Annotated in this window: 17 protein-coding genes; 11 read left to right on the top strand and 6 right to left on the bottom strand. The window is 66.1% G+C overall.

Annotation, left to right across the window (positions count from 1 at the left end):
* Positions 1–5: 5 nt before the first annotated feature.
* On the bottom strand, positions 6–1,016 hold the full coding sequence (locus tag ACT53M_RS17970) for an alpha/beta hydrolase (RefSeq protein WP_476235140.1): 1,011 nt from the start codon (positions 1,014–1,016) through the stop codon (positions 6–8).
* Between the two features lie 70 nt (positions 1,017–1,086).
* On the opposite strand from ACT53M_RS17970, the gene phaR reads away from it, so the two are divergent.
* Entirely contained in the window at positions 1,087–1,650 is a 564-nt protein-coding gene (phaR, locus tag ACT53M_RS17965; RefSeq protein WP_476235129.1) for a polyhydroxyalkanoate synthesis repressor PhaR, read from the top strand.
* 221 nt (positions 1,651–1,871) lie between these two features.
* Here the strand turns inward: phaR and ACT53M_RS17960 are convergent, their stop codons facing one another.
* On the bottom strand, positions 1,872–2,684 hold the full coding sequence (locus tag ACT53M_RS17960; protein ID WP_476235127.1) for a class I SAM-dependent methyltransferase: 813 nt from the start codon (positions 2,682–2,684) through the stop codon (positions 1,872–1,874).
* A gap of 50 nt (positions 2,685–2,734) precedes the next feature.
* Here ACT53M_RS17960 and ACT53M_RS17955 point away from each other — a divergent pair, with 50 nt between their 5' ends.
* From ACT53M_RS17955 to ACT53M_RS17945, 3 genes are all read left to right on the top strand, one after another.
* Positions 2,735–2,926, top strand: a complete 192-nt coding sequence (locus ACT53M_RS17955; protein ID WP_476235126.1) for a hypothetical protein — start codon at positions 2,735–2,737, stop codon at positions 2,924–2,926.
* A 342-nt stretch (positions 2,927–3,268) separates the two neighbouring features.
* Positions 3,269–3,619: a DUF6326 family protein gene (locus tag ACT53M_RS17950; protein WP_476235125.1), complete on the top strand. Its 351-nt coding sequence runs from the start codon at positions 3,269–3,271 to the stop codon at positions 3,617–3,619.
* Complete coding sequence (locus ACT53M_RS17945; RefSeq protein ID WP_476235124.1) at positions 3,582–4,301, top strand: DUF4386 domain-containing protein; 720 nt, start codon at positions 3,582–3,584, stop codon at positions 4,299–4,301. Before ACT53M_RS17950 ends, ACT53M_RS17945 begins: the two co-directional genes overlap by 38 nt.
* A gap of 177 nt (positions 4,302–4,478) precedes the next feature.
* On the opposite strand, the gene ACT53M_RS17940 is transcribed toward ACT53M_RS17945, so the two are convergent.
* The gene (locus ACT53M_RS17940) at positions 4,479–5,603 is read right to left on the bottom strand and encodes an aspartyl protease family protein (RefSeq protein ID WP_476235123.1); all 1,125 of its coding nucleotides are present in this window, start codon (positions 5,601–5,603) and stop codon (positions 4,479–4,481) included.
* 302 nt (positions 5,604–5,905) lie between these two features.
* Between ACT53M_RS17940 and ACT53M_RS17935 the strand changes: the two genes are divergently transcribed.
* Positions 5,906–8,107 carry a phospholipase C/P1 nuclease family protein gene (locus ACT53M_RS17935; RefSeq protein ID WP_476235122.1) on the top strand — a complete coding sequence of 734 codons (2,202 nt, stop codon included), beginning with the start codon at positions 5,906–5,908 and terminating at the stop codon, positions 8,105–8,107.
* 7 nt (positions 8,108–8,114) lie between these two features.
* On the opposite strand, the gene ACT53M_RS17930 is transcribed toward ACT53M_RS17935, so the two are convergent.
* The 3 genes from ACT53M_RS17930 to ACT53M_RS17920 form a co-directional block, all read right to left on the bottom strand.
* Positions 8,115–9,596, bottom strand: a complete 1,482-nt coding sequence (locus ACT53M_RS17930; RefSeq protein ID WP_476235121.1) for a glycoside hydrolase — start codon at positions 9,594–9,596, stop codon at positions 8,115–8,117.
* Positions 9,593–10,978 (bottom strand): glycoside hydrolase family 27 protein, encoded by a 1,386-nt coding sequence (locus ACT53M_RS17925; protein ID WP_476235120.1) that lies wholly within the window; start codon positions 10,976–10,978, stop codon positions 9,593–9,595. Before ACT53M_RS17925 ends, ACT53M_RS17930 begins: the two co-directional genes overlap by 4 nt.
* Positions 10,979–11,074: 96 nt before the next feature.
* Positions 11,075–11,785, bottom strand: coding sequence for a FadR/GntR family transcriptional regulator (locus ACT53M_RS17920; RefSeq protein ID WP_476235119.1), 711 nt, complete (start codon positions 11,783–11,785; stop codon positions 11,075–11,077).
* 183 nt (positions 11,786–11,968) lie between these two features.
* Between ACT53M_RS17920 and ACT53M_RS17915 the strand changes: the two genes are divergently transcribed.
* The 6 genes from ACT53M_RS17915 (at position 11,969) to ACT53M_RS17890 (ending at position 22,960) form a co-directional block, all read left to right on the top strand.
* Complete coding sequence (locus ACT53M_RS17915) at positions 11,969–14,761, top strand: TonB-dependent receptor (RefSeq protein ID WP_476235118.1); 2,793 nt, start codon at positions 11,969–11,971, stop codon at positions 14,759–14,761.
* A 69-nt stretch (positions 14,762–14,830) separates the two neighbouring features.
* Positions 14,831–16,378 (top strand): tryptophan halogenase family protein, encoded by a 1,548-nt coding sequence (locus ACT53M_RS17910; protein ID WP_476235117.1) that lies wholly within the window; start codon positions 14,831–14,833, stop codon positions 16,376–16,378.
* Between the two features lie 5 nt (positions 16,379–16,383).
* Positions 16,384–19,635: a glycoside hydrolase family 2 TIM barrel-domain containing protein gene (locus ACT53M_RS17905; protein WP_476235116.1), complete on the top strand. Its 3,252-nt coding sequence runs from the start codon at positions 16,384–16,386 to the stop codon at positions 19,633–19,635.
* A gap of 5 nt (positions 19,636–19,640) precedes the next feature.
* Positions 19,641–21,008, top strand: coding sequence for a family 43 glycosylhydrolase (locus ACT53M_RS17900; RefSeq protein WP_476235115.1), 1,368 nt, complete (start codon positions 19,641–19,643; stop codon positions 21,006–21,008).
* A gap of 231 nt (positions 21,009–21,239) precedes the next feature.
* Positions 21,240–21,623 (top strand): DUF2147 domain-containing protein, encoded by a 384-nt coding sequence (locus ACT53M_RS17895; RefSeq protein ID WP_476235114.1) that lies wholly within the window; start codon positions 21,240–21,242, stop codon positions 21,621–21,623.
* Between the two features lie 47 nt (positions 21,624–21,670).
* Complete coding sequence (locus ACT53M_RS17890) at positions 21,671–22,960, top strand: OmpP1/FadL family transporter (RefSeq protein WP_476235113.1); 1,290 nt, start codon at positions 21,671–21,673, stop codon at positions 22,958–22,960.
* Positions 22,961–22,989 lie beyond the last annotated feature (29 nt).

The following is a 22,989-nucleotide window of genomic DNA, read 5'->3' as shown; positions in this document are numbered from 1 at the left end:
GGCGGCTATCTAGTGCGGGGAAGCGCGGTTAACCAGCCCGCCAGTGGCTCCCAGACCGTGCGACGTGCGCGGCTGCCCACGATCATGCCGACATGGCCCAGCGCCAGCTCGCGCACCTCGCCCAGTCGCGCGGCGCTCGCGGCGGGGACGATGCGGTCGCTGGTCGAAACGAGCGACAGCGCCGGCATCTGCAACCGTTCCGGCACAATCGGCGCACCCGCCACCTGCCAGCGTCCGCGACCGGGCAGATCGGCCGACAGGAAATCGTCGAACAGTTGCTGCCCCGCGGCATAGGTCAGCGGCGCGCCGCCATTGGCCCAGTCCTCCAGCACCACAAAGGCGCGCGCTTCCGGATCGCGCCGGCGCAACCGGCCGAATCGTTCATATTTCAGGATGGTGCGGCGCGGATCGAGCTGCCAGAAGCCCGCCTGCAGCACTTCCATCGGCACCAGCCCCAGCGCTTCGCAAGTGGGGTGCGCCTGGTCCCACAGCGCCGACATGCCCTCCAGCGCCGCGCCATAGCCGGAAAAATGCCAGGGCGCCGCGATCGTCACCAGCCCGGCGACCGGCATCGCCTGTGCTGCCGCAATCGCCATGGTGCCGCCCAGGCAATAGCCGGCCAGCAACGGCGGCCGGCGCAACTGGCGGAGCAGCGGCAGCAGCAGCCCTTCGACATGGCCGGTAATGTCGAGCGCGCGTTCGCCCGGCGCGGGGCTGCCCCAGTCGACCAGCATCGGCCGCACGCCCTGCCGCGCCAGCCAGCGCAGCAGCGAATTGCCGCGTGCCAGATCGAGCACCAGCGGCGGGTTGATGAGCGAAGGCACGAACACGACCGGCTGCCCATGGCCGCCATAGTCGCGCAGCACCGCGCGACCGGCGCGGGCGATCACCGGCCGTTCGGGGCGCGGGGCAGGGCGCGGCGCCTGCTGATAGGCGGCAAGGCCGGCAAGTGCCGCAGCGCGTCGTTCGGGCGATGCTGCAGTTTCGCTGCGCAAAAGCTGCAGAAATAGCGGCAGGGGGCGCGGCCCGTGTTGCGACGCGGCAGAAACTGTTGTTAGGTGAGCATCTGTCACGCGCGAGGTTCCCATGAAGAAAGCTGCATCAGGAAGCGGGCCGGTCATCATCAAGAAATATGCGAACCGCCGCCTCTACAACACGGAAACTTCCTCTTACATCACGCTCGACCATCTCGCCGCGATGACGCGCGAAGGCCGCGACTTCAAGGTCGTCGATGCCAAGACCGAGGAGGACATCACCCATAACGTCCTCACCCAGATCATCATGGAAGAGGAAGCGCGCGGCCAGACGATGCTGCCGGTCAATTTCCTCCGCCAGCTCATCGCGCTCTATGGCGATTCGATGCAGGCGATGGTGCCAGGCTATCTCGAAGCGTCGATGGAAAGCTTTCGCCGCAACCAGGAACAGTTCAAGTCGGCGGTCGAAGGCGCCTTCGCCAATTCGCCTTTCGCCGAAATCGCCAAGCGCAACATGGAGATGTTCGAGGCAGCCGCCAGCGCGTTCAAGCCCACCGGCGGCGCCCCCGCACCCGCACCCGCGCCTGCACAGAGCGAATCGGGCGCGGATGATGTGTCGGCGCTGAAGGCGGAACTCGCCCGGTTGCAGGAAAAGATCGAGAAGCTGGCGCAGTAAGCTGCGCGGGGAGGGGTGGTTAGCCGCTCTCAGCTATGTACTTCCCCTCCCTGCAAGGGAGGGGCAGGGGTGGGTCCGCCGCCATCAGGCGGCGGGACTCGCTATCAGCAAGGGCGAAAGTCTTCAGGCGCGCAGACGCGCGCACCCACCCCCGGCCCCTCCCTTGCAGGGAGGGGAGCGAGAGAGACAGGTGCGATTGTCTTCGTCCGGGTAGCGCCCGGTCAGGGCTTGCGGAATTTCAGCGTCATCCGGTCGCTTTCGCCGATCGCGGCGTATTTGGCGCGGTCCTGGTCTTTCAGCGCATAGGTGGGCGGCAGCGTCCATACGCCGCCGGGCCAGTCGGCGGTGTCGGCCGGGTTGGCGTTGACTTCCGAGGCGCCGACGAACTTGAAGCCAGCCGCCTCGGCCAGGCGCCGCACCGTCGACACCTTGATATAGCCGCTCTTCGTCTCGCGCTCGTCGCTCGCCTTTTCGGGCAGGCGGTGATCCTCGATGCCCAGCACGCCGCCCTTTTTGAGCATCGCGAACATCTGGCGGAACGCCTCGGCCGAATAATCTTGCCCGTTCTGCAGATAGCCCATCCGCCAGTTATGGACGTTGCGGAAGGTGAGCACGACATCCGCCGTGCCATCGGGCACCTTGGGCTGGCCGGCAGCGGCGGGGAAGCTGGCGATGCGGATCGGGCCATAGAGCGCCGGGTTCTTCGCCTTCAGGGCCTCGATCCCTTTAGCGCCATTGGCGGGAACGGCGGCGTAGAGCGTGCCCTTGCCCAGCGTTAGCGGTGCGAGGATTTCGGTGTACCAGCCGCCGGCGGGCCAGATTTCGACCACCGTGTTGCCCGGCTTCACGCCGAAAAAGCTGAGGGTTTCGACCGGGTGGCGATATTGGTCGCGGGCGACATTTGCCAGGGTGCGGGTGGGCGTTGCCACTGCGGCTTCGATCGACTGGCGCGGCGTCGCCGGCTGGCGCGCGGCAACGCTGGCAACGGCAACGGCGGTGCTCGCCACCGCAAGAATCACAAGGGTCTGGCGCATTGGCTTGGGCTCCCGATATGCGCGCCAGTGATTGGAGAAGTCAGGACAGGATGCAACTACAATATTGGGGCGCCGCGGCGACCGCGCTGCTGGTTGCGGCGATCAGCGGCGCAGGCGAATATCGCCGCCGTCGCAGGCGCGACATGGACCGGGTGGGCGTGGTGCCGTGGATGACGATCCAGATGGCGGCACTGTTCGCAGCGATCGTGCTGGCGAGTCTGGCGATACATGCGGGGGCGTGAGGGGGGCTTTATGTGGATCGCGTCGGCCGAGTTTGGGACAAATCTGCCATTCCTATCGACCCGTGGAGCTGGCGGGTTCCGCCGGAAGCGGTCGTGCCACATTGATCGCTTTTCAACGCCAGACGCGCGGCTGTGATGCCCAACAGTCGGTTAGGCTTGGGGGGCGCGGCAGATGGCTGCCGTCTTGGAAGCGATCGAGTAGCGGGCAAGCGGGTCGCCCATGTCATTGCGGCAGTGCCGCGACTGTGTTATCTAGTCAACACAGTTAGTGGGGGCTCTATGGAATTAGAAAATTATCGAGCGCCAGCAAAAGTTAAGCTCGCGGCGCTGTGGGCGTCCACGATGTTCTGTTACATCTACGGCGACTATTTCGGCCTCTACGTCGCCGGCACGCTGGCAGCCATGAATCACGGCAGCATGGGGCCGCTCGGCCATGCAACCGCCGGCGTTCTCATAGGCGTGTCGCTGCTGATGGCGGTGCCGAGCCTGATGGTCGCGCTGTCGCTGCTGTTGCCAGCCTCGGTCTGCCGGTGGGCCTGCATCGTCCTGGGCCTCTTCTACACCGCGATCATGGCGGTCAGCGTTCCGGGATCGGAGCCGTTCTACAAAGTCTTGGCGGCAATCGAGATGACGCTGACGCTAACGATCACCGTCGTTGCGGTTCGCTGGCCGCGAGAAGCCCGTCGTGGTTGACGATAATCCTCCATCGCGGGGCGCACGTCTCGCAGGCGCGCTTTATCTCGGCACGATCGTCTTCGGCCTGTTCGCCGAGCTGGGTTCGCGCGGCTCGCTGATCGTCGGCAGCGATGCTGCAGCCACGACGCGCGCACTTGTTGCGAATGAGGTGCTGTTCCGAGCCGGGCTTGTTGCCGATGTCGCGATGCTGGCCTGCTATGTCGGGGTGACGACGCTGTTCTTCGATCTGTTCCGGCCCGTCCATGCCGGCGTGTCGCGAATGGCGGCCGCATTCAGCTTGATCGGTATCGCCGCGCTGGCGGCCGATTCGCTGCTGCTGCTTGCCCCGTTGCGGCTGCTAGCGACAACGCCCTACCTCTCGGCGCTGGGCGAGCCACAGCGCGAAGCGGTGGCGCTGCTCGCGCTCAAGGTGCATGGCGACGGGTACGACCTAAGCCTAGTATTCTTCGGCATCTACTGCTTGATGCTGGGCTGGCTGGCATGGCGCAGCAACTTCCTTCCGAAAGTTATTGGTGCGCTCATGGCGCTGGCCGGCGTTTGCTACATCCTCAACAGCGTCGCGGACCTGGCGGCGCCTGCTTTCGCCCATATGCTCTCTCCGCACCTTATGGACCCGACGCTGATCGGGGAGGCTGCGCTGGCTCTCTGGCTGCTGGCGTTCGGCGCGAAGCGATCTTGATTAGGTGCGGGTATCAAGGGTGCTCGGTTCCAAGCGAGCGTCGTGATTCGCTGGCCGGCAGGATCAGGAGACTTGAACGGCGGCTCCTGTTGGCGCCGGCCGTTATGGTGAGCCAAGCCGAATGCCGTGATGTGGTCGCAAGCGGACCTAGACAAGCACCACGCAGCGCCTCCGCCCCTAATAGAACCGCCGCAGCACCAGCGCGCGCTCGGTTCCGCCGCATAGGGTGAGCATCACCCGCATCCCCGGCGGTCCGGCGACCCAGCCGGCGGTCGCACCGGGCGCTTCGCGGGCCACGGCCACGCCATTCTCCGCGCAGATCGTCTCGCCCGCTTGCCAGCCTGCCTCGGCCGCCGGCGAGCCGCGCATCACGTGCAGCACCTCCAGCCGGTCGCTCGCATAGCCGAGCAGCAGGCCGCTGGTGGAGCGCAGCACGGCGGCGGCGCTGTCCGGTCCCGGCATCAGCACCATCCGGCCCGCGGCGGGATCGATCAGCACGCGGTATCGGGTCATCCAGCCGCTGCCGATGCGGCCTGCCCAGCCGGTGCGTTCGCCGAAGCTGCCCGCAGGCTCGATGCGGACCTCGGTTTCGGGCGGCGCGGCGCTGCCCAGTGCGAAGCCGGGCACGATCGCGGTTTCGGTCACGACTGCACCGCCCATGCCCCAGCCGAGCGTGGTGGTGATCGTCGCACCGGCATAGCCTGCCGCCTGCCAGGACGGCTGGCTGAGCGTCAGCGCGGCGCCGTCGCCGGTGTCGACCAGCAGGGGGCCGATGGTCCGCCCGTTGAGGCGGGCGCGGACGGCGGGCAGGCCTGCGGCGCCCTGCGACAGCGGCACGGCGATGCCGGCAAAGGGCAGGCGGCCGCTGGGCAGCAGGCGGAAACGTCCGGCCGGATAATCGATGTCGAGTGCGCAGCAGGCGAGCAGATCGCTGCCGACGAACAGGTCCGCGCCGAAACGATCGGGGTCTGCGGCGGCGGAGACTGCCAGCCGGGCGTGGCCGGCGGCGAGCGCGCCGATCCGCAGCCTGTCCGCGCTGGCCCAGCGGAGCGACAGGGCGCCGCCCACCGCCTGCGCCTGGCCGGTGCCGCGCGCGCTGCGGAGCCCGGCCCGGCGCGCCAGTGCGGCGGTTATCAGGCTGTGGCTGATGCCGGTGTCGAGCATCGCGGCGACGCTGTGCCCGTTCAGTTCGGCGGTGAAAATGATCTGGTTGCCGGCGCCGCGCGTGAAGGGCACCCAGCGCGTCTCGGCATCGGCGGCGAGCGCGATTTCCGGGGCTGTTGCGGGCAGGGCGAGTGGCACCGGGCCGGTGTAGCGGCCGGACGGCAGCGGTGAAATCCCCTGGCCGGCCGCCTTCCGATGCGGGCTTTTGCAACCCGCCCCGCAGGCGCCGGGGTGCGTTACCGCGCAGCAAGTTGTTGTGGTCGCTTCCAGGATGAGGCCATTGTGGAGCGAGGCCGCAGTGCACCCGCTTGCGCCTTTAATGCTGGATGCGTTGTTACGAGATGCTGCCAAATCGGCCGGAATTAGAAGGCTAATCTGCGATTTTACTGCATATTTTGTCACAATTCGGCGGTAGCACTTTCGTTCGGGGGAGAATGCGCATGTCCATTGCCTCGACGCAGACCAGCTATGCCAGCCTGTCGCTGAAAGACCTGTTGGCCGCACGCGATGCCTATCACTGGCATTTGATGAACAAGGCCAATGTCGTCGGCACAGCCGTCGGCCTGTATCTGATCCGCAAAGATAGCGTGGCGGCGAGCGAACCGCGTACCTTCGCCAATTCCGAAGTGCGGCCGGAATCCTGGCCGTGCATCCTGGTGCTGGTGAACGACTGGATGTCCGCCACCAGCTTCGGCGGCGATGACGGGATCGACCCTACGCATATGGTGCCGCGGACGCTGTATCTGGCGGACGGGCGCGCGGCGCCGGTCTGCGTGGTGCTTGTCCGCCCCGGCGTGGTGCAGCAGGCGGCGCCGGCGCTGGTGCGCTGGCCGGAAAGCTATATCGGCGGGGGCTGCCCGCTGTTCGCCACTGTGCAGGGGGAAGAGCGGCGCGGTACCGTGGGCTGTCTGGTCAGCGACGGGCACCGCACCTATGCGCTCACCAACCGCCATGTCGCGGGGGAAGCGGGGTCGGTGCTGTCCGCCAGCCTGCGCGGCAACAAGGTGCCGGTGGGGACCAGCGCCGATCGTGCGCTGACCAAGGCGCCGTTCGATCAGGTGTTCCCCGCGTTCGGGACGCAGCGGACGTTCCTGACGCTGGATGTCGGGCTGGTCGATGTCGACAATGCCAGCGACTGGACGAGCCGGGTGTTCGGGCTAGAAGGCGATCCCGGCCCGGTGCTCGACCTCAACGAAGCCAATATCGGCACCCAGTTGATCGATTGCCCGGTCGAGGCATTCGGCGCGGTTTCGGGGCGTTGCCGGGGGCGCATCAAGGCGCTCTTCTATCGGCACAAGGCGCTGGCCGGCTATGAATATGTCTCGCAATTCCTGATCGCGCCGGAAGATGGCGCGGCGCAGACCTGCCCCGGTGATTCGGGGATGGTGTGGCATGTCGTCGAGCCCAGTGAGGGAAATGCGCCGCGCACGCTGCGCCCGATTGCGATCGAATGGGGCGGGCAGGGGATTGTCGGGCCGCAGGGCGGCACGCTCAATTTCAGTCTCGCGACCGGGCTGGCGACGGCGTGCCAGTTGCTCGATGTCGATCTGGTGCGCACCGGCGATACCGGCGCAACGCCCTTCTGGGGACAGACCGGCCATTACAGCATCGCCGCCGTCGCCATCGAGCTTGTGCAGAATCCGGGGCTCAAGGCCTTTCTGAAGGCGAACGAAAAGCGCATCAGCTTCGGCCCTGACGAGCTGAACGCCGATGCGATCCGCGCCGCACTCAGTGCCGGCGACTTTGTCGAACTGGCTGACGTGCCCGATCTGGTGTGGAAGAAGGTGAAGGGCGACGTGCCCGGCGGCCGCGATTATGCCCGCAATGCCGGGCCGGAACATCCCAATCACTATGCCGATATCGACCAACCCGGCGCCGAAGGGAAGTCGTTGCGCGATCTGGTGATGGCGGATCGGGCCAATCTGACGGTGCAGGCCTGGCAGGCCTGGTACGCCGCCAATGGCCAGAGCGATGCCGCGCATCAGGGGCTGCTGCCCTTCCGCGTCTGGCAATTGTTCAAGGTGATGACCGGTGCGCTGCACGCCGGTGAGGTCGATCCCTTCCTGTGCGCGGCCGGGGTGATTTCGCACTATATCGGCGATGCGTGCCAGCCGCTCCATGGCTCCTATCTGGCGGACGGGTACAAGGACCGGCCGGTCGCCAGCACGGGCAAGACGCCCAAATGGCAGGGCAAGGGCGTCCATGCCGCCTATGAAGACAAGATGGTCGACATGTTCTCGGCGCAGTTGCTGGGAGCGATCGAACCCGCCGCGAACGCACTGGCGCATCCGATTCCTCCCATCGCCTCTGGTGCCGACGCGGCCTTTGCGACGGTCGACCTGATGGCGTGGTGCGCGGGGCTGATCCCGCCGGCTGAACTGTGCGATGCCTATATCGCGCTGGGCGGGGGTACCTCGAAGCATGTCATTCAGGGGCTGTGGGACCGGTTCGGCACCCGTACCCAGCAGGTGATGGGCGCCGGCGCGCGCTATCTCGCCGTGATCTGGGACGCTGCCTATGCCGCTGGCGGTGCACTCGCGCTGCCGGCAGAGGAAATCGACGCGAAGGCGCTGGCGGCCATTTACCAGGATGCCAGCTTCGCGCCTTCGCTGACGCTCAACCACATCGCGCCGGAGCTGTAACCGCGCTTCAGCGCAGCGCCAGCACCGCCGTGGTGATCGATTGCGGTGTGGCGGGAATGGTCGTCCCGGTCGGCAGCGGCACGGGCACGGCATCGTGGCTGGCGTCCGTCACGAACAATGCGGCAAGCCGCGCGCCCCGCAGGTCCACCGCCAGCCGCCGCGGCACCGGCCCGGCATTGACATGGACCAGCACCAGCCGGCGCCCGTCCGGCGACAGCGCCGCGACCGTATCGCTGTCGTCGACCGGCACCAGCCGATAGCCGGGGCGGATATGCCGGCTGAAATTCGCCATCGCCCAATATTTGCGGGTGACATGGATCGCGTGCGGCGCATCGGGCGCGGCGGCAAGGTCCATCTTCACCAGGCCCCAGTTGCTGCCCGCGCCGCCCTTGGCGGTGCTCAGCGTCTCGACTGCCTGCCAGAACACCCAGGCGGAGGGCTGGAGCTGCTTCAGGTCGTGCACGACATGCTCGGCAAAGGCGAGCGGCGAGGCCATGCCTTCGAAATTCTCGGGGTCGCCGCTGAGCGGGGTGTCGTTTTCGCTCATCCACAGCCGGATGCCGTTGGCGTGCGCGACGTCGCGCACCGCAGTCTGGTGGATGGTGCCATAGCTGTGGACGTTGATCTGGCCGATCCGGGCGCGCGTGCCGGCCGGATAGCCGGCCCAGTCGGCGAGGAAGGTGTGTGAGTTGGTCTCGTCCGGGGCGGCGATCACGGTCTCCAACTTTCGCGCCTTCAGCGCCTGGTCGGCCGCGTCGATCATTGCGGCCTGTCGCGCAGGGCTCCAGTGCGAGCCTTCCTGCGTGTTGGCGGCGAACCAATAGTCGGTGTTCGGCTCGTTGACCGGCGACAGGGTACGGAACCGGATGCCATGGATGCGCTGCAATTCGGCAACCACGCGCGCCAGATAGTCGGCGAACAAGGCCTCCTTGCCGGGGCGGAGATTATCGTCGGTGCCTTTTTCGGCGCCGGAGACCTTGCCGCTGACGGTCATGAACCAGGGCGCGGAGTTGGAGAATGCCTCGAAGATCGGCGTCTTCACCCGACGACGGATCGCGTCGAGCCACCAGCGCTGGTTGGCGTCTGCCGACCAGTCCCACATGGCGGGATCCTCGGGATGCCACCACTCGGTGCCGGTCGCGCCGGCGGGGCGGCGCCAGAAGCCGGGCACATCGGCGCCGGTGCGCAGATAATGCGGCGTTTCGGGCGCGTCACCGCCGCCGATATTGTAGCGGCCGATGTTCCAGCCAAGCCCGTCGGCGCCGTAGAACAGGTCCGCCAGCTTCTCCCGCACCGGGTCCGGATAGCCGCCGGTGACATGCGCAAACCACGCCAGCGCGGTGCCCCATCCCTCGAACACGGGGCCCGCCTGCGCAAGGTCGGGGTGCACCGCGAGTGTGACAGGACGCTCGACGGGCGCCGACGGGGCGGGCTGTGCATGGGCTGATGCTGCTGCCAGCAGCATGGGAAGAGCGAGTGCGCGGATCATGCAGCCTCCAGACGATAGAGCCCGGCACCGTGCGCGGGCAGGGCAGAAGTGATGCGGTTGCGGACCGAGCCGAGGTCGACGCCCGACCAGAGATCGCGCACCTGCACCGCGCCGGTCAGGCCTAGCAGGTTCAGATCGAAGGCGGTTTCGCCCGGCTTGTCCGCCAGATTGAAAAGCGCGACATAATGGCTGCTGCCGGCGCCGCGCGCGGTCCAGACCCGGCGATCGTCGGCGACGAACCAGGGCCGGTTCTCGCTGCTCGCCTGATTGACCGCCAGCACCGCGCGGTTGGTGAGCAGCGCGCGGGTCGCACCGTCGAGGTGGCGGAGGTCGCCGCCCATGATCAGCGGTGAGCGGGCGATCGACCACAGGGTCATCAATGTCCGCTGCTCGTCCGGGGTGAATTTGGTGTTGCGGGCGCCGAGCGCCAGCCGGCCGAGCGGCAGCATGTCGGCGTCGGGCCAGCCACCGGGGCGGGCGTGGCCGCTCCAGTTCTCCAGCCGGGTGAACTGCGCCTTGAGCATCGCCCAGTCGTCCCAGAAATCGTCCGAGATGCGCCACATCTGGGCATGGGCCGCAACGTGCGCTGCGCGCGGCACAGGGGTTTCCCCTGGCGAAAGGCTGAGCAGGATCGGTCGCCCGCACGCGCGGATCGCCCGCGCTGCGGCTTCGATCTCCGGCGCGTGCGCATCATAGGGACGGCTCATATCGTCCATCTTGACGAAATCGACGCCCCATTCGGCCAGCAGCTTGAAAACGCTGTCATAATAAGCCTGGGCGCCAGGCTTGTGCATGTCGACGCCATACATGTCCGGGTTCCAGGGGCAGATGCTGCCGGTATCAGCAATGTCGGCTGCGCGAATACTGTTCGCCCCGAGCACCGGCAGGTTGCGCTCCACCGCCAGCCTTGGAATGCCGCGCATCAGATGGACCCCGAAACGGAGCCCGAGCGCATGGACCTTGGCCGCGATCGGCGCAAAGCCGGCGCCGCCTGCTGCTGAGGGAAACCGGTTCGGGGCGGGCAACAACCGGCCATAGGCGTCCAGCGTCGGCATCGGCCTGGCGTTGTAGGTGTAGCTTGATGCCTCTGGCTCGTACCACTGAATGTCGATGGTGAAGATGTCATAGCCATAGGGCAGCAGCTCGCGTGCCTGTATCGCCGCCACCTCCAGTGCCTGTGCTTCGGTAATGGTGGTGGCAAAGCTGTTCCAGCTGTTCCAGCCCATCGGTGGTGTGGGAGCGAGCTGCGCATTGCCAGGGGGCAGGGGCGCCGCGCTGCCCCGGGGTGCAGCAATGGCTGCAGCAAGTCCGCCCAAGGTCGCGCCCTGCAACAGCGTACGCCGGCCGATTCCTCCACGCTCTCGCGCGATCTGGTCGGACATCATGCATCTCCCTTCGGACGGCGCCGGAAAGTTCATTTGCGCCTATATTGTCCGACTATATCCCGGCAGTTTGACCGTCAACGCGAGAGACTGGCTTCAGCGGCGCAAGGCGATTTCGGTGTCCTCATGCGCTTCCAGAATCAGCGCGACCGTCGTTGCGCGGGCGGCCGGGCCATCCCCCTCGGTGATCGCCGCAAAAAGGCTGCGGTGGAGCGGCATCGAATCGCGCAACTTGCGCGCGCGACGATGCTTGAAATAGGTCGTCCAGCGCACGGCCGCGCCGATGCTGCCAGACAGGCTGACGAGCAGTTCGTTGCCAGTCGCCTCCAGAATAGTGTTGTGGAAATTCTGGTCCGCGGCCTGCCCCTCCGGGCTTGCAAGACCCGCCTTTTCCATGACTTCCAGCGCATGCCCCAAGCGGGCAATGTGGGGGGGCGTGCGACATTGGGCCGCCAGTTCCGCCGCCGCCGGCTCCACGATCATGCGCAGCTGGAACAGGCTGCGGACGAATTCGGCGCTGGGGGGCTCGCCTTCGAACATCCAGGCGAGCAAATCGGGGTCGAGCAAATTCCAGGCCGTGCGTTCGCGTACGCGTGTTCCGGTCTTTTGCCGGCTTTCTATCAGCCCTTTGGCCGAGAGCATTCGAAGCGCTTCGCGGACGACGCTGCGCGCGACCTTGCGTGTTTCGGCGAACTCCAGCTCGCCGGGCAGCAGCGCGCCAGGCGCGTAACGCCCGGTGACAATCGCAATGCCAATCTCCCGCGCCACCGCGCGATGCGCGGGATCGCGTTTCGGTTTTACGGCCAATCGAACCCCCTTTGCGGCCCTGTTCTGACGCTGCTTCGTGGCGACCGCAAGCTGCGCCGAAAGCTTGCTTATCCATAAATGTGTATTGTCATATAAATCAGAAGCGGTATTATGTCAGACAACTGGGTGCAAACGCCGGCGCAGAAGATGCGGCGTTGCCCGTGCAAAGGGGAGGTTGAAAGGATGAAGTTTCTGCATCGTGATTCGCTGCTGGGTGCCTCGGTGCTCGCGCTTGCCATGGCGTCGCCGGCCATGGCGCAGCAGGCGGCTGCACCCGCACAGGCCGGCGGAGCCGACGCGTCCGACGAAGTCGTTGTGACCGGTGTGCGCGCGAGCCTTCGTTCGGCGCAGGCGCTCAAGCGCAATTCCGACCAGATCGTCGATTCGGTGCAGGCGCAGGACATCGGCAAGCTGCCGGACGCAAACACCGTCGAAGCGCTGCAGCGTATTACCGGTGTGCAGATCCAGCGCCGCTATGGCGAAGGCGCCACCGATTTCGACCACCGGACCCAGCCCGCGATCACCGTGCGCGGCCTTACCCAGGTGAGCAATTTCATCGACGGTCGTTCGGCGATCTCCGCCTCCGGCGGCCGCACGCTCGACCTTGAAGCGACTCCGCCGGAACTGCTTGCCGGCATCGACGTGTTCAAGAATCCGCCGGCCAGCACGATCGAGGGCGATGTCGGCGGCGTCGTCAACATCCGTACGCGCCTGCCGTTCGACCAGGCGGGCCAGCTCATCAGCCTTACCGCAAAGGGCAATTATTACGACCGCGCCGACAAGTTCGGCGGCTCGGTGTCCGGCCTGTACAGCAACCGGTTCGAAACCGGGCTTGGCGAAATGGGCATCCTCATCAATGCCAGCTATGCCAAGAGCTCCTATCGCCAGGATGCGATCCTGATCGGCGCTTTCGGCCCGATTCCGGCCGGCACGGTGATCCCGGGTGCGCCCGCCAACGCGCAGGTGCCCTATGGCGAGCAGATCTATGACGATGGCGGTGACCGCAAGCGCTTCGGCATTGCCGGTGCCTTCCAGTGGCAGATGAGCGACCGCTTCCGGCTAACGGCGCAGGCGCTCTATTCGCGCTACACCTTCTTCCGCCAGGGCAAATACTATTATTACAACAACAACGGAAATTCGGTCACCACGCCGCTCGCCGGTGCTGCCTTCACCTGGGACAGCAATGGCTATGCGACCTCCGGCTCGCTGGCCAACCAGGTGTTCGAATCGGCGCGGTTCGACCAGGATCTGACCAACACCACCGGCAACTACACGCTGAACGGCAAGTGGGACGTAACTGACCGCCTGCACATGACGTTCGACGGCCAGTATCTCAAGTCGAGCTACAATGCCGATCGCAACGGCTTCGTCATTTCGCTCTACGACCAGACCGGCCAGACGCCCTATACCGCCAAGAACCAGAGCATCGTCGATTTCGACCTGCGCGGTTCGCGTCCGGTGTGGAACGTTCGTAACCCTGGGCTGCTGTCCGATCCGAACAACTATGCCTTCACCTATATGGCCGACGCCATCCAGCGGAACGACGCCGACAACGTCTCGTTGAAATATGATGTCGACTATGACGTCGAAGGCGGTTTCCTGAAGAAGCTGCATGCCGGCGCGCGCTATTCGAACAGCACGATCGACCTGCGCGGCACCTGGAACGGTTTCTGCCTGTTGCCGACGGGCCCGAATCCGAGCTGCTCGTCGGCCAACGGCATTCCGTTCGTGCGCGTGTCGCAGCATCCGGAACTGGCGATGAAGGGGCCGACCCCGAACTTCTTCGACAGCCGCACGCTGACCGGCGGGATCCTCTATCCCAATTTCGAGCCGGGCAGCAGCCTGTGGGACAGCCTGACCAAGACAGAGAAAGTGTTCGGGGCTACGCCGAAGAACAGCTTCTCGCCGGGTGACCTGAACCACCAGACCGAAGAAACGATCGCCGGCTATGCGATGGCCGATTATGCCAGCACCATCGCGGGGCTGGACATCGACGGTACCGTGGGCGTCCGCGTCGTGCGCACCAACACGGGCTCGACGGGCACGATCTTCAACAGCGATGGCAGCCAGTCGCCGCTGAACGTCAGCCGCAGCTATACGAAGGCGCTGCCCAGCTTCAATTTGCGGGCGCATCTGACCGATACGCTGCAGGCGCGCTTCGCCTTCTCCAAGTCGTTCGCGCGGCCCAACTTCGACGTCATGTCGACCAATGTGTCGCTCAATCCGGCGTCGCAGAAGACCTATCAGGTCAAAGACGCGAACGGGAATGTCGTTGCCGCCTATCCGACCGGCAGCTCAGGCAATCCCTATCTGAAGCCGATCACTTCGACCAATTACGACGCGACGCTGGAATGGTATTTCACGTCGACCGGCTCGGTGACGGTGGGCGCGTTCTATAAGGACGTGAACGGTTTCCTGGCGAGCGGCACGCGGTTCGATACGTTCAACGGCGTGACCTATGCCATCGGGACCAACGTCAATACCGGCAATGGCACGGTCAAGGGCTTCGAAGCGGCCTATCAGCAGTTCTTCGACTTCCTGCCCGGCGTGCTCAAGGGCCTTGGTGTTCAGGTCAACTATACCTTTGTTGACAGCAGCGTGAGCAACCCCTTCGCAGGCTCCGGCTCGAGCATCCCGAAGATGGTGCCGCTGGAGAAGCTGTCGAAGCACAACTATAACCTTGTCGGTCTGTACGAGCGTGGCCCCGTCACGGCGCGTATCGCGTGGAACTGGCGCGGCAAGTATTTCGACACGACCACGGGCAGCGGTGCCAATGGAACTACCCAGTTCCAGAAGCCCTATGCTTCGCTGGATGCTTCGATCGGGTACAATCTGAACTCGCACATCGCGATTTCGGTCGATGCGGTGAACATCACCAACCGCATGAACGTGACCTACATCGATACGCCCAGCCAGCCGCTGCAATATACCCTCAACGACCGCCGCTTCGGCTTCTCGCTGCGGGCGACCTACTAAACCCTCCCAAGTGACTGCCGGCACGGTATCGCTACCGTGCCGGTTCTTTTTTGGAGTAGTGATTCTCCGGTGCCCGCTTCGATCGACAGCTCTGGCGATGCGCCGCTTTCGCATGTCGCAATCATCGGCGGCGGTACGGCCGGCTGGATGGCGGCGGCGGCGCTGGCGCGGGTGCTGGATACGCGCCGCATCGCCATCAGCCTGGTCGAATCCGATGCGATCGGCACGGTCGGCGTCGGCGAGGCGACCATTCCCCCGATCCTGGCCTTCAACGCCCTGCTCGGCATCGACGAAGCCGAGTTCCTCCGCGCCACGCGAGGCACCTGCAAGCTGGGCATCGAGTTCGTCGACTGGCAGCGGCCCGGCAGCCGCTATTTCCATCCGTTCGGCAACTACGGCATCGATTTCGGTGCGATTCCGTTCGAGGCGCTGTGGCAGCGTGCCCGACTGGCCGGGCAGGCAGCGCCGCTCGACGCCTATTCGATCTGCGCGCAGGCCTCGCGGCTGGGGCGTTTCCAGCGGCCGGACGAAGGCGCAGCGAATACGCCGCTCGCCCATATCGGCTATGCCTATCATTTCGACGCCGCGCTGTATGCCGCCCACCTTCGCGGGCTGGCCGAGAAGGCAGGCGTGGTCCGCCACGAAGGCCGCATCGAACAGGTCGCCCGAAAGGCCGACGGCGCGATCGACGCCGTTGTCCTGGAAAGCGGCACCCGCATCGCCGCCGATTTCTTCATCGATTGCTCGGGCTTCCGCTCGCTGCTGCTGGGTGAGGCGCTGGGCGTCGGGTTCGAGGATTGGGGGCACTGGCTGCCCAATGATCGCGCCGTGGCGGTGCCCTGCGCGATCGGGCCGGAGGGGCTGACCCCCTATACCCGCTCCACCGCGCGCGGCGCGGGCTGGCAGTGGCGCATTCCGCTGCAGCACCGCGTGGGCAATGGCCTTGTCTATGCAAGCGCGCACCTGTCCGACGACGAAGCCACGGCGTTGTTGCTGGGCAGCCTGGAAGGCGAGGCGCTGGCCGAGCCCCGGCTGCTACGCTTCCGGGCAGGGCGGCGGCGGCGGTTCTGGGAGAAGAACTGCGTCGCGCTGGGACTGGCAAGCGGCTTCCTGGAGCCGCTGGAATCGACCAGCATCCATCTGGTGCAGGCCGGCATTGCGCGCCTGCTGGAAATGCTGCCGCTGGGCGGCGGCACCCCCGCGGACATTCGCCGCTACAACCGGCTGATGGCGGCCGAGTTCGACAGCGTGCGCGACTTCCTTATCCTGCATTTCCACGCCACCGAGCGCGACGACACCCCCTATTGGCGCGCGCTGCGAACCATGGCGGTGCCCGATACGCTCGCCGAACGGATGGACATCTATCGCGCCAGCGGCCGCGTCTATCGCGAGGCCGACGAGCTGTTCAGCAAGACGAGCTGGCTGGCGGTGCTGCACGGCCAGGGCGTGCCGGCCACCGGCTATGATCCGATTGCCGACGGCATGGCGCCCGCCGAGGCACAGGCGCGGCTGGCGCGGATCGCCGAAGTGACGGGACTGGCAGCGGCACGGATGCCCGACCACGCCGATTACTTGCGGGCGCGCGGCGCCATCGGGACGACAGGACAAAAGGGATGATCGGTGTGAACAAACTGGGCTTGCTGGCGGCAGTAGGAACGATGGCGCTCGCGTCGGGCATGGGGCTAGCGCAGGACGGGCCGAAGATCGGCGATCCGCCCCAGGTGCAGCCGGTGCAGGTCGATCCCCGCCGCCCGGACTGGGAAAATCCCGCAGTGTTCGCGCGCGGCAAGCTGCCTGCGAACGCCACGCACTTCGCCTATGAAAGCGTGGCGGCCGCACTGGCTGGCGATCCGGCCAAGTCGAACCGCTACCTGTCGCTTGACGGCCAATGGCTGTTCCATTTCTCGCCTTCGTCTGATGCGGTGCCGAACGGCTTTGAAAAGCCCGGTTATGACGTATCGCGCTGGAAAAGCATCAAGGTGCCTGCCGACTGGCAGACCGAGGGCTATGACCAGGCGCGCTATTTCAACATCACCTATCCGTTCCCGGCGAACCGGCCGCTGATTCCGCATGCGACCAACCCGGTCGGCTCCTATCGCCGCGACGTGCAACTGCCAGCGGACTGGGCGGGGGGGGATGTCGTGCTGCATATCGGCGCATCCGGTTCGGCGACGCAGGTGTGGTTGAACGGCGTCGAGGCCGGCTATTCGGAGGATTCGAAGCTTCCGTCCGAATTCGACGTGACGAAGCTGATGCATCCCGGCCGCAACACCATCGCCATCCAGATCCATCGCTGGTCGGACGGCAGCTATCTGGAGGACCAGGATTTCTGGCGCGTCTCCGGCATCGAGCGTTCGGTCTATCTGGCCGCCGTTCCCAAGGCGCGGGTGGCCGACCTGTTCGTCCATGCCGGGCTCGATTCAGCCTATAAGGACGGCAAGCTTTCGACCGAGCTGACCCTTACCGATCGCGCCGCGCCGCTCACCGCGCGGATGACGCTGCTCGATGGCGACAGGCAGGTGCTGGTGCGCGAGACGCAGCTCGCCGCCGGACCGGCGCAGAAGGTGACGCTGGCCGCCGATGTGCCGGGCGTGCGGCAATGGACGGCGGAGACGCCCAATCTCTACACGCTGCTCGTCGAACTGGTCGATGCGCAGGGCAAGGTGGTGCAGGCGACGCCGCAGCGGATCGGTTTCCGCACCGTGGAGATCAAGGACGGGCTGGTCAGCGTCAACGGCAAGCCGATCACCATCCGCGGCGTCAATCGCCACGAGCATGATCCGGAGACGTTCCACGTCGTCAGCCACGCCTCGATGGAGCGCGACATCCAGCTGATGAAGCGCGCGAACATCAACGCGATCCGCACCTCGCACTATCCGAACGACCCCTATCTGTACGAGCTGGCGGATCGCTACGGCCTCTATGTGATGGACGAGGCCGATATCGAGAGCCACGGCTATATGGATTATGCCAACAAGCATGCCGAACGCCGGGCCGAATTGCAGGTCGGCTTCGATCCGGCGTGGAAGGACGCGCACGTCTCCCGCGTCGTCAACATGGTCCAGCGCGACAAGAACCATCCGTCGGTCATCATCTGGTCGCTGGGCAACGAAGCGGGCATCGGGCCGAACTTTGCGGCGGCGGCGGCGGCGGCGCGCGCGGTCGATCCGGGCCGGCTGATCTCGTACCTCGGCTGGGGCACCTGGGACGGGATTCAGGACCACCGCCCCAACTGGTATGCCGACATTTATGCGCCGATGTACGATCCGGCAGTGAAGCTGGAAGATTATGCCACCAACTGGAACTTCAAGCAGCCGGTGATCCAGTGCGAATATGCCCATATGATGGGCAATTCGGGCGGCGACCTGAAGGACTATTGGGACACGATCTACGCCCACCCGAACAAGCTACAGGGCGGCTTTGCCTGGGACTGGGTCGACCAGTCGATGTACCGCTACACCAAGGATGGCCGGCGGTACTGGGGCGACGGCAGCGAATACGGGCCGAACCCGGGCGGCGAGATCGAGTTCGGCGACGGCCTGCTCCAGTCGGACCGCACGCCCAATCCGCAATGGTTCGAACTGCGCAAGGTCTATGCGCCGATCCAGTTCGACGGGTTCGACCCCGCCAGCGGCCGGCTCACCGTGCGCAACCGGCATGATTTCCGCGACTTGTCCGGCTTCACTTTCGATTGGGAAGTGCAGGAAAATGGCGTGAAGGTCGCCAGCGGCGCGCTGGCAACGCCGGATGTGGCGGCGCACGGCGCAGGCACGATCGCGCTGCCGCTCGCGGGGCTGACCCGCAAACCGGGCGCCGAATATTTCGTCACGATCCGCGCGCGCGCCAAGGCGGACGCGGTGCCGCTGGTGCCGGGCGGCACGGCGATCGGCTGGGAACAGTTTGCGCTCGATCCCGCCTATCGTACGGCCGAAATCGCCGCACCCAAGGACCGCGTGACGGCGCAGGACGGGCAGGGGGCGATCACCCTGTCGGCCGGTGGCGCGACGCTGGTGGTCAACCGCGCGACCGGGCTGGTGGATCGCTACGCGGCGGGCGGCAAGACGCTGCTCAGCGGCGGCGCGCCGCATTTCTGGCGTGCGGTCACCGATAACGACATCGGCATCGGCACCGAAAAGCAGCTCGCTGCGTGGAAGGCGATGAGCGACAGCCGCACCGTCACCGACGTGGCGGTGCGCGATCTGGGCGATGCCGGGGCCGAAGTGCAGGTCGATTACGCCATGGGCGGCGGCGCGGTGCGCTTCACCAGCATTTATCGCATGGCCGGCGACGGATCGGTGGCAGTCGACGGGCGGTTCGTGCCGGTTTCCGGCCAGTTGCCGCCGCCCTTCCGCATCGGCCTGGCCTTCACCACGCCTGGTAGCCTGAAGACGGTCGAATGGTATGGCCGCGGGCCGCACGAAAGCTATGTCGACCGCAAGACCTCCGCGCCCATCGGGCTGTGGCGCGGTGCGATCGCCGAGCAGAACCACGATTATATCCGCCCGCAGGAAACGGGTAACAAGATCGATGTCCGCTGGATGGAACTGTCGGGCGCCGGTTCGGGTCTGCGGGTGCAGGGCGACACGCCGCTGATGATGAACGCGCTGGCCTTCCCCTATGCCGATCTCGACCGGCACGAACCCGGCACCTGGAAGAGCACCGATGTGGTGCCCAAGGCGCAGGGCACGCTGCTCGTCGACGCAGCGCAATGGGGCGTCGGCGGCGACACCCAGTGGAGCGAATTCGGCAAGCCGCTGCCGAAATATCGGACGCAGCTGGTGCCGACCAGCATCCGCTTCCGGCTGACTCCGTTCCGGGGCGAGGGCACCACCCCTGACAAGGCGGTGCGGGCCAGCGCGACCGGCGAGGAGTAAGGGGAATGGCGCTGCGCCGGTTGGGCATGATGGTGGCGGCGGTGGCATTGGCGGGCTCGCTCGCCGCCGCAGATGCGCCGGCGCCGCGCTGGGACACGCCCGGCGATCGCAACCCGCTGATCCCCGGCTATTTCGCCGATCCGTCGATCGTCCATGACGGCGGCCGCTGGTACATCTACGCGACCATCGATCCCTGGGGGGACGACCGGCTGGGGATGTGGACGTCCGCGAACGGGCGCGACTGGACCTTCTCCACGCCCGCCTGGCCGACCAAGGCGGCGGCGACCAGCCCGACTTCGGGCGATGCCAAGGTCTGGGCGCCATCGGTGGTGCATGCCGCCAATGGCGCCTGGTACATGTATGTCTCGGTCGGCAGCGAAGTATGGGTGGGCACCGCGCCCTCGCCTGCCGGGCCGTGGCGCGACGCCAATGGCGGCAAGCCGCTGATCGACAAGAATTTCGCCCCCGCCTACCACATGATCGATGCCGAGGCGTTCATCGACAGCGACGGCATCGCCTATCTCTATTGGGGTTCGGGGCTCAACTGGACCAACGGCCATTGCTTCGCCGTGCGGCTGAAGCCCGACATGGTCCATTTCGACGGGCCGGTGCACGACGTGACGCCGGCACATTATTTCGAAGGCCCGTTCATGGTGAAGGCGGGCAGCCATTATGTGCTCAGCTACAGCGACGGCAAGACGACCGAGGACACGTACAAGGTCCGCTATGCGATCGGCGACACGCCGTTCGGCCCGTTCCGCGAAGGCGCCGACAGCCCGATCCTGTCCACTGACCGCGAGCGTCAGGTCATCAGCCCCGGCCATCACGCGATTTTTCGCGTCGGCGGGCAGGCCTATATCCTCTATCACCGCCAGTCGCTGCCCTGGCCGGGCAAGGGCGATGCGACGCTGCGCCAGATCGCCGTCGATCCGCTGGCCATCCATGACGACGGTACGATCGACCGGGTGACGCCCAGCCATGGCAGCAGCGTGGCGGGCTTCGCGGCGCATCGCAGCACCGGCCTGGCGATGACGCTGCGCGGCGCCGCTGCCGATGTGGCGCATGGGGCGGCGCGTGCGGGCGACGACAATTATGCGACGCTGTGGCGGCCTGCGCCGGATGCGGCGCCCGTGCTCGTCGCCGATCTCGGCCGGGTGCGTGCGGTGCACGAAACGCGGTTGCGGATGGAATATGCCAACCGCGGCTATGATGTCGCGATCGAAGCCTCCGCGGACGGCGCCCACTGGCGCGAGGTCGCGGCGCAAGCGGGCGCGAACGGATCGCCGATCGTGCTGCGCCATGCGGTTTCCGCCCGCTTTTTCCGGCTGCGCGTACCGGCCGGCGCGGGTGTGTGGGAGTGGCAGATCTTCTGATCGACGTGGCGACGCTACGGCAACCGCGGAAGGCGTGATCCTGCCGCGTTGTGCGGGCGCGTGCGCGCAATTTTCTCTGCCCTCTTTCGGAACTTCGTGGGTTCGGTATGGTTCCAGCCGTGGAGAGGCTGGAACGTAAATCTGCGCATGTCCGCTCCACGCCATGGTTTTTCCGTGGCGGTAACATCAGTTGATGGAAAAAAGAGTATGTGGACAAGTCTAATCGCTGCGATGCTGGTCCTGGCGCCGCAGGGTGGAGAGGGAGTCGAAGGTCGCTGGAAGACGCAGACCCATAACGCGATCGTCGAGATCCAGCGTTGCGGGCCTTCAATTTGTGGCAAGGTCGTCACCTCCGACGTGCTGCGCACCAATCCGGACCTGCGCGACGTCAAGAATTCGGACAAGCAACTTCGAACGCGCCCCTTGCGGGGGCTGCAGATACTGAGCGGCTTTTCGCCGGGCAGCAATGGCTGGACTGGCGGCAGCATCTACAATGCCGAGGACGGCCGGACTTATAGCGCCGACATCACCATGGCGGGTCCGGACCAGCTCAAGCTGCGCGGCTGCGCGCTCAAGATCTTCTGCCGCACCCAGACCTGGACGCGCGTGCGCTGAGCCGCGCGCGCTTCCCTGTATTCCACAGCGCATTTCGAGGTAACATCATGTCGTATCAGCGTATTTTGTTCAGTGCCGGTTCGGCGCTGCCGCTCGTGCTTGCCTTTTCGGGCACGGCCCATGCCCAGGCATTCTATCTTCAGGAACAGTCGGCCCGCGGCGCCGGCCGCGCCTTTTCGGGCGAAGTTGCCGATCAGGGCGCGGCGTCGCTCTGGTGGAACCCGGCGGCGATTGCCGACGCGACCGACACGGAGGTCGTGCTGAACGCCACGGCAATTCTGCCGCGCGGCGATGTCGTCAATCGCGGCACCCAGATCATCCGGCCGGGCGGCCAGCCGGCGGCGCCGGTGGGGGGCGATGGTACCAGCCGTAATCCGATCAACAACGGCGTGCTCCCTTCGGGCGCGATTGCGGTGCCGCTGGGGCATCGGGTGGCGCTGGGGCTGGCGGTGACGTCGCCCTACAGCTTCACCACCGAATATCCCTCGACCAGCTGGGCGCGCTACAGCGCCGAGCGGACGCGGCTGCGCACGGTCGATATCCAGCCGTCGCTTGCCGTGTCGGTGACCGATTGGCTGCGCGTCGGCGGCGGCGCCAATGTCGAATATACCGATGCCAGCCTCAGCAATGCGCTGCCCAATGTGCTGGCGGTGTTGCCCGATGGTCAGCAGAGCCTGAAGGGCGATGGCTGGGATGTGGGCTGGAGCGCGGGCTTCCAGATGCACAACAGCCGGCTGACGGTGGGCTTCAGCTACAAATCGGCGATCCACCACAAGCTGAAGGGCGATCTGGCGGTGAGCGGGCTGCTGGGGCCGCTCGCGCCGAACAATGTGTCGCTCTCGGGCGTGCAGGCCGATTTTTACACGCCGGCGCAGGAAATTGTCGGCGCGCGCTATCGCGTTACCGACCGGCTGACGCTGAACGGGCAGGTGGTCCATTACAACTGGGACAAGTTCGACGCGATCCGCTTGGGCGCGCCGGTCAACCAGGCGATCCCGGAAAATTATCGCGAGAGCTGGAGCTATGCGGCGGGTGTCGATTACGCCGCCTCGCCGAAGCTGACGCTGCGCGCCGGCGTGCAGCGGGCGCTTACCCCCACCCAGGACGGCCAGCGCGACGCGCGCGTGCCGGACTCGAACCGGTGGAATTTCGGTGTGGGCGGCACCTATGACGTGTCACGCCGCTTCTCGCTCGACGCTGCGGCCAATTATGTCGACTTCGCCAATGCGCCGATCGACCGGCCTACGCTGGCGGCGGGATCGGCGGTGCTGACCTCAGGCACGCTGCAGAATGCCCGCGCGTTCGTCTTCTCGGTCGGCGGCCACGTCCACTTCTGAGGCAAGCAAAAAACGGGGCCGCCGGGGAA

Source organism: Sphingomonas sp. DMC6 (assembly GCF_056314225.1).
This window is presented reverse-complemented; position numbering and strand designations above follow the sequence as displayed.

Bases quoted from the DNA above. Each gene is read 5' to 3' on its own strand.
- phaR (WP_476235129.1), top strand. From the start codon at position 1,087: ATGAAGAAAGCTGCATCAGGAAGCGGGCCGGTCATCATCAAGAAATAT.
- ACT53M_RS17960 (WP_476235127.1), bottom strand. From the start codon at position 2,684: ATGCGCCAGACCCTTGTGATTCTTGCGGTGGCGAGCACCGCCGTTGCC.
- ACT53M_RS17955 (WP_476235126.1), top strand. From the start codon at position 2,735: ATGCAACTACAATATTGGGGCGCCGCGGCGACCGCGCTGCTGGTTGCG.
- ACT53M_RS17950 (WP_476235125.1), top strand. From the start codon at position 3,269: ATGTTCTGTTACATCTACGGCGACTATTTCGGCCTCTACGTCGCCGGC.
- ACT53M_RS17935 (WP_476235122.1), top strand. From the start codon at position 5,906: ATGTCCATTGCCTCGACGCAGACCAGCTATGCCAGCCTGTCGCTGAAA.
- ACT53M_RS17930 (WP_476235121.1), bottom strand. From the start codon at position 9,596: ATGATCCGCGCACTCGCTCTTCCCATGCTGCTGGCAGCAGCATCAGCC.
- ACT53M_RS17925 (WP_476235120.1), bottom strand. From the start codon at position 10,978: ATGTCCGACCAGATCGCGCGAGAGCGTGGAGGAATCGGCCGGCGTACG.
- ACT53M_RS17915 (WP_476235118.1), top strand. From the start codon at position 11,969: ATGAAGTTTCTGCATCGTGATTCGCTGCTGGGTGCCTCGGTGCTCGCG.
- ACT53M_RS17900 (WP_476235115.1), top strand. From the start codon at position 19,641: ATGGCGCTGCGCCGGTTGGGCATGATGGTGGCGGCGGTGGCATTGGCG.
- ACT53M_RS17895 (WP_476235114.1), top strand. From the start codon at position 21,240: ATGCTGGTCCTGGCGCCGCAGGGTGGAGAGGGAGTCGAAGGTCGCTGG.
- ACT53M_RS17890 (WP_476235113.1), top strand. From the start codon at position 21,671: ATGTCGTATCAGCGTATTTTGTTCAGTGCCGGTTCGGCGCTGCCGCTC.